This is a genomic window from Trinickia mobilis (assembly GCF_017315705.1).
GTDB classification, from domain to species: domain Bacteria; phylum Pseudomonadota; class Gammaproteobacteria; order Burkholderiales; family Burkholderiaceae; genus Trinickia_A; species Trinickia_A mobilis.
Genome location: NZ_JAFLRF010000002.1, coordinates 191,957 through 206,674, shown reverse-complemented (window position 1 = coordinate 206,674; position 14,718 = coordinate 191,957). Strand labels below are relative to the sequence as shown.

The 14,718-nt window shown below is 66.6% G+C and carries 15 protein-coding genes; 5 read left to right on the top strand and 10 right to left on the bottom strand.

The genetic code is table 11. The annotated features are described in order from the left end of the window. The first annotated feature begins 48 nt into the window (after positions 1 to 48). From J3489_RS03725 to pcaC, 3 genes are read left to right on the top strand one after another with little or no spacing between them, the layout of a single operon-like run. The gene (locus J3489_RS03725; RefSeq protein WP_206996594.1) at positions 49 to 1,416 is read left to right on the top strand and encodes a 3-carboxy-cis,cis-muconate cycloisomerase; all 1,368 of its coding nucleotides are present in this window, start codon (positions 49 to 51) and stop codon (positions 1,414 to 1,416) included. A 5-nt stretch (positions 1,417 to 1,421) separates the two neighbouring features. After that, positions 1,422 to 2,213, top strand: coding sequence for a 3-oxoadipate enol-lactonase (pcaD, locus tag J3489_RS03720; RefSeq protein ID WP_206996353.1), 792 nt, complete (start codon positions 1,422 to 1,424; stop codon positions 2,211 to 2,213). Continuing rightward, complete coding sequence (pcaC, locus tag J3489_RS03715) at positions 2,210 to 2,611, top strand: 4-carboxymuconolactone decarboxylase (protein WP_206996352.1); 402 nt, start codon at positions 2,210 to 2,212, stop codon at positions 2,609 to 2,611. Before pcaD ends, pcaC begins: the two co-directional genes overlap by 4 nt. Before the next feature lie 47 nt (positions 2,612 to 2,658). Here the strand turns inward: pcaC and J3489_RS03710 are convergent, their stop codons facing one another. From J3489_RS03710 to J3489_RS03670, 9 genes are all read right to left on the bottom strand, one after another. Continuing rightward, entirely contained in the window at positions 2,659 to 2,907 is a 249-nt protein-coding gene (locus tag J3489_RS03710; RefSeq protein WP_206996351.1) for a hypothetical protein, read from the bottom strand. Positions 2,908 to 3,059: 152 nt separating this feature from the next. Continuing rightward, positions 3,060 to 4,385 (bottom strand): MFS transporter, encoded by a 1,326-nt coding sequence (locus J3489_RS03705; protein WP_206996593.1) that lies wholly within the window; start codon positions 4,383 to 4,385, stop codon positions 3,060 to 3,062. 122 nt (positions 4,386 to 4,507) lie between these two features. Continuing rightward, entirely contained in the window at positions 4,508 to 4,666 is a 159-nt protein-coding gene (locus tag J3489_RS03700; RefSeq protein WP_206996350.1) for a hypothetical protein, read from the bottom strand. Between the two features lie 6 nt (positions 4,667 to 4,672). Next, a complete protein-coding gene (locus J3489_RS03695) occupies positions 4,673 to 6,031 on the bottom strand; it encodes an MFS transporter (protein WP_206996349.1) in 1,359 nt (452 codons plus the stop codon). 91 nt (positions 6,032 to 6,122) lie between these two features. After that, a complete protein-coding gene (locus J3489_RS03690; protein ID WP_206996348.1) occupies positions 6,123 to 7,121 on the bottom strand; it encodes a hydroxymethylglutaryl-CoA lyase in 999 nt (332 codons plus the stop codon). Beyond that, positions 7,118 to 8,335, bottom strand: coding sequence for a CaiB/BaiF CoA transferase family protein (locus tag J3489_RS03685; protein ID WP_206996347.1), 1,218 nt, complete (start codon positions 8,333 to 8,335; stop codon positions 7,118 to 7,120). Before J3489_RS03685 ends, J3489_RS03690 begins: the two co-directional genes overlap by 4 nt. 120 nt (positions 8,336 to 8,455) lie before the next feature. Further along, positions 8,456 to 9,373, bottom strand: a complete 918-nt coding sequence (locus tag J3489_RS03680; protein WP_206996346.1) for a LysR substrate-binding domain-containing protein — start codon at positions 9,371 to 9,373, stop codon at positions 8,456 to 8,458. Between the two features lie 275 nt (positions 9,374 to 9,648). Then, positions 9,649 to 10,263 carry a LysE family translocator gene (locus J3489_RS03675; RefSeq protein WP_206996345.1) on the bottom strand — a complete coding sequence of 205 codons (615 nt, stop codon included), beginning with the start codon at positions 10,261 to 10,263 and terminating at the stop codon, positions 9,649 to 9,651. Between the two features lie 196 nt (positions 10,264 to 10,459). Further along, positions 10,460 to 11,416: a LysR family transcriptional regulator gene (locus tag J3489_RS03670; protein WP_206996344.1), complete on the bottom strand. Its 957-nt coding sequence runs from the start codon at positions 11,414 to 11,416 to the stop codon at positions 10,460 to 10,462. A 99-nt stretch (positions 11,417 to 11,515) separates the two neighbouring features. Between J3489_RS03670 and J3489_RS03665 the strand changes: the two genes are divergently transcribed. Further along, positions 11,516 to 12,763, top strand: coding sequence for an MFS transporter (locus J3489_RS03665; RefSeq protein ID WP_206996343.1), 1,248 nt, complete (start codon positions 11,516 to 11,518; stop codon positions 12,761 to 12,763). A gap of 80 nt (positions 12,764 to 12,843) precedes the next feature. Further along, entirely contained in the window at positions 12,844 to 13,263 is a 420-nt protein-coding gene (locus J3489_RS03660; protein WP_206996592.1) for a DUF1810 domain-containing protein, read from the top strand. A gap of 43 nt (positions 13,264 to 13,306) precedes the next feature. Here the strand turns inward: J3489_RS03660 and J3489_RS03655 are convergent, their stop codons facing one another. After that, positions 13,307 to 14,668: a sensor domain-containing diguanylate cyclase gene (locus J3489_RS03655; RefSeq protein WP_206996342.1), complete on the bottom strand. Its 1,362-nt coding sequence runs from the start codon at positions 14,666 to 14,668 to the stop codon at positions 13,307 to 13,309. Positions 14,669 to 14,718: the final 50 nt, after the last annotated feature.

Genomic DNA, 14,718 nt, shown 5'->3' with positions numbered 1-14,718 from the left:
TTTCCCGCCTTTGCAGCCACGGCGCGGTTTTCAATGTCCACCCATTTCATGCTAGAAGCCAGCGCACGCCTCACTAGCCTCATCTGCGGGACGCAGCCGATGAACGACGTGTGGTCGCCGCGCGCCACGCTGCAGCGGATGCTCGATGTCGAAGCGGCGCTTGCGCGCGCGTCGGCGGCGCATGGTGTGATTCCGCAGGCGGCGGTCGGCGCGATCGAAACCGCGTGTCACGCGGACCGGCTCGACGCCGGCGCGCTTGCGCGCGATGCGGCGCTCGGCGGCAATCTGGCGATTCCGCTCGTCAAGCAGCTTACGGCGAGCGTGAAGGATATCGATGCCGAGGCGTCGAAATACGTCCATTGGGGCGCGACGAGCCAGGACGTCATCGATACGGCCACGGTGCTGCAACTGCGCGATACGTTCGCGTTGCTCGACGCCGATTTGCGCGTGTCTTGCGATGCGCTCGCCGCGCTGGCGAAGCAACATCGCGCGACGCCGCTGATCGGCCGGACGTGGCTGCAGCAGGCGCTGCCGATGACGCTCGGCCTCAAGTTCGCGCAGTGGCTCGACGCGCTGTTGCGGCACCGCGCGCGCCTTGGCGAATTGCGTGCGCGCGTGCTCGTGCTGCAATTCGGCGGCGCGGCCGGCACGCTCGCGAGCTTGCGCGATGCGGCGCCTGCCGTGGCCGCGTCGCTTGCAAAGGAGCTGGGCCTCGCGCTGCCCGCGGTGCCGTGGCACACGCAGCGCGACCGGATTGCCGAATCGGCCTCGCTCTTTGGCATGCTGATCGGCACGCTCGGCAAGATCGCGCGCGACATCTCGCTGCAAATGCAGACCGAAATCGGCGAGCTCGCGGAACCCGCGGCGCCCGGCAAGGGCGGCTCGTCGACGATGCCGCACAAGCGCAACCCGGTCGGCTGCGCGGCGGTGCTGACCGCGGCGGCTCGCGCGCCGGGGCTTGTCGCCACCGTGTTCGCCGGCATGGTTCAGGAGCACGAGCGCGCGCTCGGCGGCTGGCAGGCCGAGTGGGACGCGTTGCCCGATCTCGCGCGTCTCGCCGGCGGCGCGCTCGCGCAGACCGGCCAGATCCTCGCGGGCCTGAATGTCGATGTCGAGCGTCTCGCGGCCAATCTCGAAGTCACGCACGGCCTCATTCTCGGCGAGGCGGTGATGCTCGCGCTCGGCGACAAGATCGGCCGGCTCGACGCGCACAAGCTCGTCGAGCACGCGTCGAAGACGGCCGTGCAAACGGGCCGAACGCTCTTCGACGTGCTCGCCGCCGACGATGCCGTCACCGCCCATCTTCCCGTCGCACGCTTGCAGCAACTGCTCGATCCGGCGCAGTACGTCGGGCAGGCGCATGCGTACGTCGACGCCGTTCTATTGCTGCACGCCGCTGCAGCCGACCAGGAGTAATCGCAATGCCCCACGCTGCCGTCAATGGCATCAACCTTCACTATCGTGTCGATGGCGCCCGGCGCGCCGCCGCGCCGTGGCTCGTGCTGTCGAATTCGCTCGGCGCGGATCTGTCGATGTGGACCGCGCAAGTCGAGGCTTTTTCGCAGCACTTCCGCGTGCTGCGCTACGACACGCGCGGCCACGGCCATTCCGATGCGCCCAAGGGGCCGTACACGATCGAGCAATTGACCGGCGATGTGCTCGGCCTGCTCGATGCGCTCGCGATCGAACGCGCGAATTTCTGCGGCATCTCGATGGGCGGCCTGACGGGGATCGCGCTCGCGGCGCGCCATCCTGAGCGCTTGAACCGTGTCGTGCTGTCCAACACGGCGGCGCACATCGGTTCGCCGGAAATCTGGGTGCCGCGTGCGAAGCGGGCTCGCGAAGAGGGCATGCTCGCGATTGCGGATGCGGTGCTGTCGCGCTGGTTCAGCGCCGGGTTCATCGAGAGCGAGCCGCTCGTCTTCGCCCAGATCCGGGACGTGTTCGTGCACACGAACAACGAAGGCTATGCATCGAACTGCGAAGCCATCGACGGAGCCGATCTGCGCGGCGAGCTCGCCGGCATCAAGGTGCCGTCGCTCGTGATCGCGGGCACGCACGACGTCTCGACCACTGCCGAGCAAGGCCGCGCGCTCGTGAGCGGCATTCCCGGCGCGCGCTACGCCGAGCTGGACGCCTTCCACATTTCCAATATCGAGCGGGCTGATGAATTTACGCCGACAGTGCTCGATTTCCTGGCAGGGCCGCAATGAACGACGAAGAACGCTACGAAGCTGGGATGAAGGTGCGCCGCGCGGTGCTCGGCGACGCGCACGTGGATCGCTCGCTCGCGAACCGCACGGAGCTGACGACGGAGTTCCAGAATTTCATTTCGCGCTATGCGTGGGGCGAGATCTGGGCGCGCGAAGGCTTGCCGCGCCATACGCGCAGCCTGCTGACGATTGCGATGATGGTGGCGCTGAACCGCGGCGAGGAGCTGGCGATGCATTTGCGCGCGGCGAAGAACAACGGCGTGACGCGCGACGAAATCAAGGAAGTGCTGCTGCAGACAGCGATCTACTGCGGCGTGCCGGCAGCGAATTCGGCGTTTCACCTGGCGGACAAGGTGTTCCGCGAGGAAGACGCGGGCGGGGCGGCCTCCGCCGAATAAGACCGCCGCGTCATGAAGAGAGGCGGCCAAGAGGGGCGGCGGCCCCGCTATTCCTCCGCGTCGTGGTCGGCGACGAAGCGCATCAGGAACGCGCGGATGGCGGCCTCTACGGCGCGATGGTCGGCGCAGCTTTTCGAGCCGGCGTCGGCCTCGTCGCCGAATAGAGTAGGCGGCGCGCAATAGACGCCGACTTCGAACCCTTCACGCAGCACGCGAATCTCGTGCGCCGTCTCCGAGTATTCGGCCACCCAGTGAATGCCTTCGATATGGGTGCCGGTTCTGACGGGTGCTTTCATCGGTGTCCCCTTATCGGCACCGGCCGCGCGATGTAGCGCGACAGCGGCGCTGCCGTCAAGCGTACGCCGAACGCTGGCGTTGCGCACGTTGCGGGTGCAAAACGCCAGACGAATGTCACGCGAGCGTCACCGCAGCATCGCTGCGCGCGCCGTCAATGATTGATCGACTCGAGCGAGCGCCCACGCGTGGACGGCCCGAGCAGGATCATGCAGATCGCGACCACCATCGACGCGCCGATGAACACGGCGACCCCCGGCACGCCGTAGCCGTGCAGCAGAATGCCGATCGCGAGGCCCGCGAAGGCTGCCGCGATCCGGCTCCACGAGTAGACGAAGCCCACCGCGCGGGCGCGCACGCGCGTCGGATACAGCTCCGCCTGGTAGCCGTGATACGCGTACGACATGATGTTCGACGCGAGCGTGAACAGCACGCCGAGGATGATCAGGATCGTCGGGTCGGACGCCTGCGAGAAGAGCGCGATCACGACGCCCATCACAAACAGCGCGGTGCAGATTTGCGTCTTGCGCTCGACCTTGTCGGCGAACCAGGTGCCGAGCAGCGGACCGAACGGGTTCGCAATCGCAATGATGAATGCGTAGCCGAGGCTCGCGGTCACGTGGACGCCGCGATGGATCAAGAGCGTCGGCACCCACGCGGCAAAGCCGTAGAAGCCGATGACCTGCGCCATGTTGAAGATCGACAGAATGATCGTGCGCTTCAGATAGAGCGGGCCGAAGATCTCGGCGTAGGAGCCGCGGCCTTCGCGCTCCTGCGCCGCGACTTGCGGCGGCGGCAGCGCGATGCCTTTTTCCTTGGCGACGCGGCTTTCGATGTCGGCGATGATGCGCTCGGCTTCGTCGACGCGGCCCTGACGCGCGAGCCAGCGCGGGCTTTCCGGCACGTTGCGGCGGATGAACCACACGGCGAGCGCGCCGACCGAGCCGATCAGAATCACCACGCGCCAATATTCGAGGCCGAACGGCTGCGTCCCTTTCAGCGCCCACGCGAGGAACGCGATCACCGGCACCACGGAGAACGTGATGAACTGGTTCGCGGCGTACGCGCGGCCGCGCTCGGCGCTCGGAATCAGCTCGGAGATGTAGGAATCGATCGTGACGAGCTCGACGCCGATGCCGATGCCCGCGATGATGCGCCAGATGTTGATCCACTGGCCGGAGGTCTGGAACGCCATGATGATCGTGCAGACCATGTACCAGACGAGCGACCACGTGAAGATGAAGCGTCGCCCGAAGCGGTCGGCCACCGAGCCGAAGATCAGCGCGCCGATCCAGAGCCCGGCGAACGTCGAGAACACGAAGGTGCCGAAGCCGGCCACCGCGAGCCCGGCGAGCGAGCCGAAGATGCCGAGCGATTCGGGCTTGAAGAGCCCCGATTCGACCATGCCGGGCGCCACGTAGCCCGTGAAGAACAGGTCGTAGAACTCGAATACGCCGCCGAGCGAGATCAGGATCACCATCGTCCAGACGGTGCGCGACGGGGGCAGGCGGTCGAACCGCGCAGCAATTTCAGCCGACTTCTGGTGGGACATTGTTGCCTCTTGGTTTTGGGACGTGTTTATCGGGCGGTCTCCGAGCCGCGCTAATGTCGCACATTGCTAATGCACTCAACAATGCGTGCGAATACCGACTCCTGGGCCGCTCCTGACGAGCCGATGAATGCAAACCGTAAGGTCTCGACGATGACGGCGGCGATCGTCGGCGCATCGTGCAGCGCATCGTTTGACGCGCCGCGCTTCATGCTCCCTCACTCCGGCATGCCCTTGCCCCGCGTCTCCGGCAAGAACCACGGAATCACGATCCCGAGCAGGTAGCACGAGCTCATGATCAGCGCCGCATGCGACACCCCGCCGAACGTCTTGATCATCGATCCCGACAGAATCGGAAACACCCACGCGATCAAACGCGCCGCGTTGAACACGAAGCTGATCGCCGTCGAGCGCACGGTCGTCGTGAACAGCTCGGACGGATAGATCGCCATCCACGCATACGCGCAGCCGAGCGTAAAGAACCCGTTGATCGGCGCGATGATCAGCATCCCGCCCAGCGTCGCCGTGTACTGGTACGTGATGACCGTCGTGATCAGCGCGCCGGCGAACGTCATGCACAGGAACGCGCGCCGGCCGATCGAATCGACGATGAAGCCCGCCGCCAGATACGCGACGATCGCTCCCGCGGTGTAGACGATCGAGATCCGCGAGCCCCACGCCACGGCGTCGGCGGCTCCCGTCGCTTTCGCCAAGGACACCGTGAACGTCGGCAGCCAGCTCGAGATGGCCCACCAGCCCGTGGTCGAAACGATCGACAGGAGCATCGTCAGCAGCGTGCGGCGCAGCGCTTCGCGTTCGCTGAACAATTGCTTGAGCGTGAACGGGCGCTTGTCTCGATTGCCTGCCTTCGCGACAGCATGGCCGCTCGCGTCGGCCGTCGCGCTCCAGCGCTTCTCCTTGACCGCCGTTTGCCACTTCTCCGATTCGCTCAATCCGCGGCGCAGATAGAGCACGAACAACGCAGGCAGTGCGCCGGCGACGAACATCAGGCGCCACGTCTGTCCGCCCAGCGGATGCATCGACGAGAGCGCATACCAGACGACGACCGCCAGCAGCGTCCCCCAGCCGAATCCGGATTGCAAGAACCCTGCGCCTTTCGCGCGAGCGTGCTCGGGCCACGTTTCCGAAACGAGCGCGACGCCCGTGCTCCATTCGCTGCCCATCGCGAGGCCCGTGAGAAAGCGCAGCGAGCACAGCACCAAAAACGAACCGGAGAACGCGGTCAGCCCCGAGAACAACGCATAGAGGAACACCGACCACAGCATCATGCGCTTGCGTCCGACATAGTCCGCGAGGATGCCGCCCACCATGCCGCCGACGCCCCAGCCGAGCAGTGTGATGCCGATCACGCCGCCCGCGTAGACGGGCGTCGACAACGCTTGCGCGGGCGTCAGCACCGACTTGAGCATCGGCGCGAGCACGACGACGAGCGCGAGCGCTTCGAAGCCGTCGAAAATCCAGCCCAGGAAGCTGCCGCGCAGCACGCGCCAGTGCGTGGGTGTGAGGCCGTCGTACCAGTGCGCTTTGGGTGGCTGCGCGATGTCGGTTTCTTGCATGTTGTCGTCTCCTGGGCTAGGGGAAGGCGCCTTAGCGATTTTTCATCGTCTGCCGTGGGGGCGCCCGTACTGTTCGCGATATAGGTTGCGCTTAATCTCGTTGCTCTGCTGCCCTACCGTCGCGTTGCAGCGCACGTTCGCGGATCGCCGCGAAATCCGCGGGCAGCGGATGCAGATCGAGCCGCCGTCCTGCCTTGACGATCTGGCCCGGCGTGTCGTGGCCGATCAGCGCCGGCAGACGTTTCGAGGCCGCGATCAGCGCGGCAAGATCGACACCGGTGTCGTATCCCATCCACTCCAGCGCGTGCACGATCTCTTCGCTGCAGACGTTGCCGCTCGCACCCGGCGCATACGGGCAGCCGCCGATCCCGCCCAGCGACGCGTCGAAGCGATTCGCGCCCGCGTCGATCGCGGCCAGCACGTTGGCGAGGCCCATGCCGCGCGTATTGTGGAAATGCAGCGTCAGTTCGGTGCCGGGCCAACGCTCCGAGAACATCGCCGTGAGCTTGGCGACTTGGCTCGGATAGGCCATGCCGGTCGTGTCGCAAAGCGTGATGCCGTGCGCGCCGGCCTCGTCGATCAGGCGTTGCGCCCAGCGGAGCACCGTGGCTTCGGACACGTCGCCCTCCATCGGGCAGCCGAACGCGCAAGACAGCGAGATGTTGACGGGCAGCTTCGCGTCGCGCGCGAGGTTCGCGACGTGTTTCAACGCGCCGAACGATTGGTCGCGCGTCATGCGCAGGTTCGCCAGGTTGTGGCTCTCGCTCGCGGACATCACGAGGTTCAGCTCGTCCGCGCGCGCGTCGATCGCGCGCTCGGCGCCGCGCACGTTCGGCACGAGCGCGGTATAGACGACGCCCGGTTTGCGCTCGATCTCGCGCATCACGATCTCGGCGTCGCGCAGCGCAGGGATCGCTTGCGGCGACACGAACGCGGTCACCTCGATCTTCGCCACGCCCGACTCCGACAGCGCGTCGACGAGCGCGATCTTGTCCTTGGTGTCGACGAACGCGCATTCGGCTTGCAAACCGTCGCGCGTGCCGACCTCCTGCATATGGATGCGACGGCGTTCCCCGTTCCAGACGTTCATGCGATGGCGCCTTTTTCGCGCAGCTCGGCAATGCGCGCGCCGGAAAGTCCGATTTCGCGCAGCACATCGTGGGTGTCGTCGCCGAGCTTCGGCGCCGACGAGCGTATCGATCCCGGCGTCGCCGTCAGCTTCGGCACGATGCCCGGCACGTCGACTTCATAGCCGTCGCGCGTCGCTTGCCTCACGATCATGCCGCGCGCGCGGTAGTGCGGGTCTTCGGCGATGTCCTTGGCCGTGTAGATCTTGCCGGCGGGGACGCCGGCGTCCGACAGCGCGGCGAGCACGTCCTTCACGGAGCGCTCGACGCTCCAGCGCTCGATCGCCTGGTCCAGTTCGTCGACGCGTTCGACACGTCCCGCGTTGTTCGCGAGCGCGGGGTCGGCGGCGAGATCGGCGCGGCCGATCGCCGTCATCAAGCGCTTGAAGATGCTGTCGCCGTTGCCCGCGATCAGCACGTAGCCATCGGCGCACCGGTACGCGTTGGACGGCGCGATGCCGGGCAACGCGCTGCCGGCCGCTTCGCGCACCGCGCCGAACGCGCTGTATTCGGGGACCAGGCTTTCCATCACGTTGAACACGGCTTCGTGAAGCGCGACGTCGATGACCTGCCCTTTGCCGCCGTTCGCGTCGCGGTGATAGAGCGCGGTCAGCACGCCGATCACGCCATGCAGCGCGGCGAGCGTGTCGCCGATCGAGATGCCGCAACGCACGGGCACGCGCCCCGGTTCGCCCGTCAGATGCCGCAGCCCGCCCATCGCCTCGCCGATCGAGCCGAAGCCCGGCAAGTCGCGATAGGGGCCGGTCTGGCCGTAGCCGGAAATGCGCAGCATGACGAGCCGCGGGTTGAGTTCCGACAGCGGCTCGTAACCCATGCCCCAGCTTTCGAGCGTGCCGGGGCGGAAGTTTTCGATGAGGACGTCGGCCTCGGCGATCAGCTTGCGCGCGATGTCCTGGCCGTCGGCGCAGCGCAGATCGAGCGCGAGCGAGCGCTTGTTGCGCGATTGGACTTGCCACCAGACGGAGGTGCCTTCCTTCATCAAGCGCCAGTTGCGCAGCGGGTCGCCGGTGCCGGGCGGCTCGATCTTGATGACGTCGGCGCCGAAATCGCCGAGCGTCTTGCCGGCGAACGGGCCGGCGATCAGTTGGCCCATTTCGATCACGCGCACGCCTTTGAGCGCGGCGGGCGACGCCGGGATGGGGGGGTGGCCGCTCATGATGAAGTCTCCTTGTGATGGAGACGATTGTGCACGCGAGCTCGCGCGGGCGGAATGCGGCAGTGGGAGAACCCGCTTTCGCGAAACGCGAAAGCGGGTGCGAGGCGATCGAGACGAGCGTCAGGCAGCCGCCGATGGGTCCGGCGAGGCGCCGATCAGATGGTTGACGAGCAGACGCGCGGGCTTGGGCAGCGCGCTGAGGTCACGCGCGCAGATGAGCAGCTCGCGCTCGGCCCAATCCTCGGACAAGGCGATCTTGTGCAAGCCCATCGAGCGCAAGTGCGGACGGATGGCCGCTTCCGGCAGCACCGCAATGCCAAGTCCAGCGGCGACCATCAGGCACATCGCGTCGAAACTGCGCACCTGGATGCGCAGTTTCAGGCGTTTGCCGGAGGCGTCGGTAGCGAGCTGCAGGCGCTTGGCCAGCGACGTATCGCGCGCGAGGCTGACGAAGTCGAAGTCCAGCGCTTCATCGAAGGAAATGGCTTTGCGGCGGGCCAAAGGGTGGGAGGTCGGCACGACCAGCACGAGCTGATCGCGACGGTAAAACGTGGTCTGCAAGCCGAGCGTCGGCATCTGGTCCGCGAGGATGCCGAAATCGGCTTGCCCATCGACGACGGCCAACGCCACCTGTTCGCTGTTTTGCTCTTCGAGTTCGATGCGGATTTCCGGATTCGCCGCCGTGAAGGCCGCAATCTCGGCGGGCAGGAACTGCGTGATCGCCGACGTGTTCGCCCACAGCCGCACTACGCCCACGACGCCGGCCGCGTAATCGGAAAGATCGGCCGACAACTGGTCGACGTCATTCAGGATGCGCTGGGCGTGGCGCAGTAGCGCGTCGCCGGCTGCGGTGAGCGTGATGCCCCGGGAGTGGCGCTCTAAAAGCTCGGTGCCGACGGCGGCTTCCAGATCGGCGATGCGCTTGCTCGCCGCGCCTACCGCGAGATGCGCGAGTTCGGCCCCTTTGCTGATGCTTCCGCTGCGAACGACGAGCGTAAAGAGCGATAGCGAAACGAAGTCGAGGCGATGGAGGTTCATGATGCCTCCCGCCGGGCCGCCCCAAGGGAGGCATCAGCCCCCTTGGGGGGCAGCGAACGATAGTGAGCGTGGGGGTAGTTCATGATGCCTCCCGCCGGGCCGCCCCAAGGGAGGCATCAGCCCCCTTGGGGGGAGCTTTGCATGGGACCGGAGTAAGCGCTAAAGCGCCAACTCCGGTCGACAGCGAACGATAGTGAGCGTGGGGGTAGTTCAACTTCAGGGTGACTCCGAACGTGGCAATGCCACGATTATGGAGCACCGCGTTCGCTATCCCGTCACGCGAGGAAGTGCTCGACGGCCGGATACAGCGACAGCACGAGCAGGACCGCCATCGTGATGTTGAACGTGCGCAGCCGCTGCCGGTTCGACAGGAAGCGCCGCAGCGCGAGGCCGCCGGCCGCCCACAGGCTGATGCTCGGAAAGCCGATCACGACGAACACCGCCGCCATCAGCGTCGCGTTGAAACCGAAGTTATCGGAGAGGTGCAGCGTGGTCGCGGCGGTGAGCACCATCATCCAGGCCTTCGGGTTGATCCATTGGAACGCGACGGCTTCGAAGAACGTCATCGGGCGCGGCTCGCCCTTCTTCACCTGCACTTGGTCCGACGAGCCGATTTTCCAGGCGAGGTACAGCAGGTAGACGACGCTTGCCGTCTCCAGCGCCGTGTACAGCCGCGGAAACAGGCGGAACGCTTCGCCGAGACCATAGCCGACCGACAGCATCAAGACGGCGACGCCCGCGCTGATTCCGCAGATGTGCGGCAGCGTGCGGCGAAAGCCGAAGTTGACGCCGGAGGCGAGCAGCATCGCGTTGTTCGGGCCCGGCGTGATCGTCGTGACGAGCGCGAACAGGATGCCGGCGGGCAAGGCGTTCGGGAGGTCGAGTGGCATGGTGGAAGGTCCGGTCGATTACACAGTTGGGCTAGTGTATCGAACGGTTCCGGTACAGTACCGATACAGATTGCTTGATGGTTTCCGGTACGGATGAGGGCGGTTTCAGGCGCTTGAATGCCGGAATCCATCGCACGCGGATGCCACTGTTCGCGTCCGCAAGCGGTGGCGGCGTCCCTGTATCAGATGTCGAGCGTCATCCCTCGACGATGGCCGGCACGACCTCGCGCATCATCTCGACAAAGCGGACCAGCCTCGACGGGTAAAACTGCGCGTGAGGGTAGGTCAGATAAAGCGGCAGCGGCGCGGCCCGCCATTGAGGCGCGAGGTGCAACAACCGCCCTTGCGCGATATCGTCGTGCAGCAGCCACGCCGAGCCGATGCCCACGCCGAGTCCCAGCCGCGCGGAACTTCGCAGTGCGTAGAGATTGTCGGTGCTGATGCGCGGACGGATCGGGAAACGGACGGCTTCCCCCGTCGCTTCGTGCGTCAGCTTCACTTCGTTGCGGTAGTACGTGCGCAATGCAAGCCACGGCAAGCCGGCGAGGTCGGCCGCGTGTTGCGGCACGCGCGAGCCCTCGAAGAGCGACGGCGAGGCCACCACGATGCGCGGCACCGCCGCCAGTTTGATCGCGACGACGGCAGGGTCCGCCGGTTCGCCGGCCAGGATCGCGCAATCGATGCCGGCCGCGATGAAGTCGCGCACGTCGTCGCGCAGCAGCCATTCGACGGATACGCGCGGATACCGGTGCAGAAACTCGGCCAAGGGCACGACGAATTGCTCCTGCCCGAACGCGTGCGGCGCCGTGATGCGCAGCGTGCCTTCCGGTTCCTCCTGCGCGCCGCGCAGATCCGCTTCGAACGATGCCCAGCTCGCGAGCAGCTCCTTGGCACGCTCGAAGCAGCGCTCGCCGTCCACGGTGAGCCGCATGACGTGCGTGGAGCGTTGCAGCAGACGCACGCCGAGCGATTGCTCGAGCGCCTGGAGACGGCGGCTGATGGTCGGCTGTGTCGCGTTCAGCTGCGCGGCAGCCGCCGACAGGCTGCCGGCCTCCACGATGCGTACGAAGGTCTCCATCAATTGGAGACGATCGCCGGAGGCGGGCGAAGCGAAGCCGCCGGCGAGCGGGGGGGAGGGGCGTGCGCTGGTCATGCGTCGAGCGTATAGCAAATGTTCGGCGCGTGCGACTACCGTTATGCGAACTTAATCCGCACAATCTCAACCGAGCCGTCAATCAGAGGGATATGTTCGATGTCTATCATGCACGACGCGGATACAGTGGCCGCCGCGGAATTCGATCCGCCCGCGGAAACCTCGGCGCTTAGTCCGCAACTGGTGCTGCTGCTTGCCGCGGGCGCCGCCTTTTCGGTCGCGCCGCTCTATTACGGCCAGCCGATGCTCGGCGTGCTGAGCGCGGACACGGGCGCCTCCGCGCGCATCGTGGGTCTGGTGCCGACGCTGACGCAACTCGGCTACGCGCTCGGCATCCTGTTTCTCGCGCCGCTCGGAGACCGGTTCGATCGCCGCCGCGTGATTCTGTGCAAGGCGGCAGCGCTCGTTCTCGCGCTGCTGCTCGCCGCTGCCGCGCCCTCGATCGGCTTGCTGCTGGCCGCGAGTCTCGCGATGGGCGTGGCCGCCACGATGGCCCAGGACATCGTCCCCGCTGCGGCTACGCTCGCGCCCGACGCGCATCGCGGCAAGACGGTGGGCACCGTCATGACCGGGCTCTTGCTCGGCATTCTGCTGTCGCGCGTGGTGAGCGGCTACGTCGCCGAGCACTTCGGCTGGCGTGCGATGTTCGTGATCGCGGCCGCGAGCGTCGCGGCGATCGGCGCGGCGGCCCGGCGCGGCCTGCCGCGCTTTGCGCCCACGACGCGCGTCTCATACGGCGCGCTGCTCGGCTCGCTCGGGCAACTGTGGCGGCGCCACGGCGCGTTGCGGCGCGCCGCGTTCGCGCAGGGACTGATCGCGGTGGGCTTCAGCGCATTTTGGTCGACGCTCGCGATGATGCTCCACGACGCGCCTTTCCATCTCGGCAGCGAGGCGGCGGGCGCATTCGGCCTCGCCGGCGCGGCCGGCGCGCTGGCCGCGCCGCTGGCGGGACGCCTCGCCGATCGCCGTGGACCGGAACCGGTCACGCGGCTCGGCGCGAGCCTCGCGATCGTGTCGTTCGCGGCGATGGCGCTGGCGCCGCTGATGCCGCCGCGCGCGCAACTGGTCCTGCTGGCGATCTGCGCAGTCGGCTTCGATCTCGGCGTGCAGGTCACGCTGATCGCGCACCAGACCCTCATTTACGGCATCGATCCGAACTCGCGCAGCCGCTTGAACGCCGTACTGTTCGTCGGGATGTTCACCGGCATGTCGGCGGGCGCCGGCCTCGGCAGCATGCTGCTCGCGCAATGGGGCTGGATCGCGGTCACGGCGCTTGCGGTTGCGACGTCGTGCGCGGCGCTGGCCGTGCGGTTGTGGCCGCCGAGGGCGGCCCTCCGATTCTTGTGATGCAATTGCGTGCCGCATGAGCGAGCGCGAGAATGAACGCTTGCGAGCGGCAAGCCGCGCCGGTCGATACGGAGGGCGAGATGGACGATCCCTATGACCTGCAGCGCTTTGTCGATGCGCAGGATCGGGTCTACGCGCAGGCGGCGGACGAACTGCGCGACGGCCGCAAGCGAAGCCACTGGATGTGGTTCGTGTTTCCGCAGATAGAGGGGCTTGGGGACAGTGCGATGGCGCAGCGGTATGCGATCTCGTCGCTGGCCGAGGCTCAGGCTTATTTGCGCCACCCTGTGCTCGGCGAGCGCCTGCGGGAATCGACGAGGCTCGTGAGCCTCGTCGCAGGCCGTTCGATCAAGGAGATCTTCGGCTACCCGGACTACCTGAAATTTCGCTCGTCGATCACCCTCTTTGCGCGCGCAACGGACGACAACGAAGTCTTCGTGGAAGCCTTGCGCAAGTATTTCGACGGCGAGCCCGATCCGCAAACGCTGCAGCGAATCTAGCGCCGGCGGCCCGCCGGCTCAAGATCGCTTCTGAACAGAGCACTTACTCGGGGCCCGTGTGAATCCGGTTGCGTCCCGCGCGCTTGGCGGCGTAAAGCGCGGCGTCGGCCGCGCTGACCAGCTCGTCGGGGCTCGTCAGCGTGCCCTGCTCACGGGTGGCGCACCCGGCGCTGACGGTGACGCAGCCGAGCTGCGTCGGCGCGCCCAGGCCCAGCAATACCACCGCTTGCCGTGCCCGCTCGGCGATGGCCGAGGCCGCGTGTGCGTCCGTATCGGGCAACACGAGCGCGAATTCCTCGCCTCCGTAGCGCGCCACGAAATCGGCAGGGCGGCGCACGACGCCGGCCAGCGCGTTCGCCACCGCCTTCAGGCAGGCGTCGCCCTGAAGATGGCCGAAGGCATCGTTGTAGCGCTTGAAGTAGTCGACGTCGAACATGACGAGCGACAGCGGCTCCACGTTGCGTTTCGCGCGGTCGAATTCCTTGCGCAGCTGGTCGGTGAAGTAAGTGCGGTTGTAAATGCGGGTCAGCGCATCGAGCACCGAGCTTTGCAGCAGCGACGCGTACGCGTCGGACATCCTCCGGTAGAGCACCGTCACTTCCCATACCAGCACGCAGACCAGGATCCCCGGGGCGAGCATGCTGAAAACGCGCCCGATGTACCAGCCGACCGTGAAGCGGTCTGCGCTCAGCAGATTCAGGCAGATGTCGATGAAGCAGGCGAGCACGGCGATCGCGAGCCACAAGTCGAGCAGGGAGCGCAGCCGTCCCGTCGACAGCACGACGACGATTGCGACGATGTTGAAGAGCAGGATGACGAGCGCCGTGTGATCGCTCGAGAGATTGCCGGCGTCGGCGGCGGGATTCAGTGCCTGCGGCAGTTGCAGATGGATCGCGAGTGCGCCGAGAGCGACGGCAATCGCCACCGGGCCGCCGATCAGCGCCCAGGCCCACGAACTGACGTGCGCGGGATTGATGGGCCGTTGCTTGAAACGCCCGCGTATCAAGGCGGCCAGCATCACGAGCAGCGGAAACCCGCCGTGCCAGAACACCCAGATCCAACCGGAGCTGTGCGGTCCGGCGCCGAAGAGGCCGGAAGGCGTCATGACGCCCGGAAACGTCAGCAGTTGCAAAGCCACGGCTACGGCCGTGTAAGCGTAAGCGCCGCCGAGCGCGCAGAGCATCAATTGACGCGTCGCGGCAAAACGGGCGCTGAGCAGGAACGCGGCGATACACGCGGTGGTGAACACCGTGAGCGCGCACATCGGCAGGAACGGGGCGACCGGCGGAAGTGCAAGGTGCGCGCGCGGCGCGGCGATCGCCAGCGTGAGCAGAATGAGCAGCGCGAAGACCCCGGCAACTGCGACCTGTTTGCGCGTTGCGCGCTGTATCAGCAAGTCTTCCATCCCACGTGTCCCGTTTGTTGTCGTGCTGTCTTTGCTGTCGGCGAGCAATG

Coding starts and splice junctions, on each gene's coding strand:
- J3489_RS03690 (WP_206996348.1), bottom strand. CDS start 7,121: ATGAACGTCTGGAACGGGGAACGCCGTCGCATCCATATGCAGGAGGTC.
- J3489_RS03680 (WP_206996346.1), bottom strand. CDS start 9,373: ATGAACCTCCATCGCCTCGACTTCGTTTCGCTATCGCTCTTTACGCTC.
- pcaD (WP_206996353.1), top strand. CDS start 1,422: ATGCCCCACGCTGCCGTCAATGGCATCAACCTTCACTATCGTGTCGAT.
- J3489_RS03660 (WP_206996592.1), top strand. CDS start 12,844: ATGGACGATCCCTATGACCTGCAGCGCTTTGTCGATGCGCAGGATCGG.
- J3489_RS03685 (WP_206996347.1), bottom strand. CDS start 8,335: ATGAGCGGCCACCCCCCCATCCCGGCGTCGCCCGCCGCGCTCAAAGGC.
- pcaC (WP_206996352.1), top strand. CDS start 2,210: ATGAACGACGAAGAACGCTACGAAGCTGGGATGAAGGTGCGCCGCGCG.
- J3489_RS03665 (WP_206996343.1), top strand. CDS start 11,516: ATGTCTATCATGCACGACGCGGATACAGTGGCCGCCGCGGAATTCGAT.
- J3489_RS03670 (WP_206996344.1), bottom strand. CDS start 11,416: ATGACCAGCGCACGCCCCTCCCCCCCGCTCGCCGGCGGCTTCGCTTCG.
- J3489_RS03700 (WP_206996350.1), bottom strand. CDS start 4,666: ATGAAGCGCGGCGCGTCAAACGATGCGCTGCACGATGCGCCGACGATC.
- J3489_RS03675 (WP_206996345.1), bottom strand. CDS start 10,263: ATGCCACTCGACCTCCCGAACGCCTTGCCCGCCGGCATCCTGTTCGCG.
- J3489_RS03705 (WP_206996593.1), bottom strand. CDS start 4,385: ATGGTGATCCTGATCTCGCTCGGCGGCGTATTCGAGTTCTACGACCTG.
- J3489_RS03725 (WP_206996594.1), top strand. CDS start 49: ATGCTAGAAGCCAGCGCACGCCTCACTAGCCTCATCTGCGGGACGCAG.
- J3489_RS03710 (WP_206996351.1), bottom strand. CDS start 2,907: ATGAAAGCACCCGTCAGAACCGGCACCCATATCGAAGGCATTCACTGG.
- J3489_RS03655 (WP_206996342.1), bottom strand. CDS start 14,668: ATGGAAGACTTGCTGATACAGCGCGCAACGCGCAAACAGGTCGCAGTT.
- J3489_RS03695 (WP_206996349.1), bottom strand. CDS start 6,031: ATGCAAGAAACCGACATCGCGCAGCCACCCAAAGCGCACTGGTACGAC.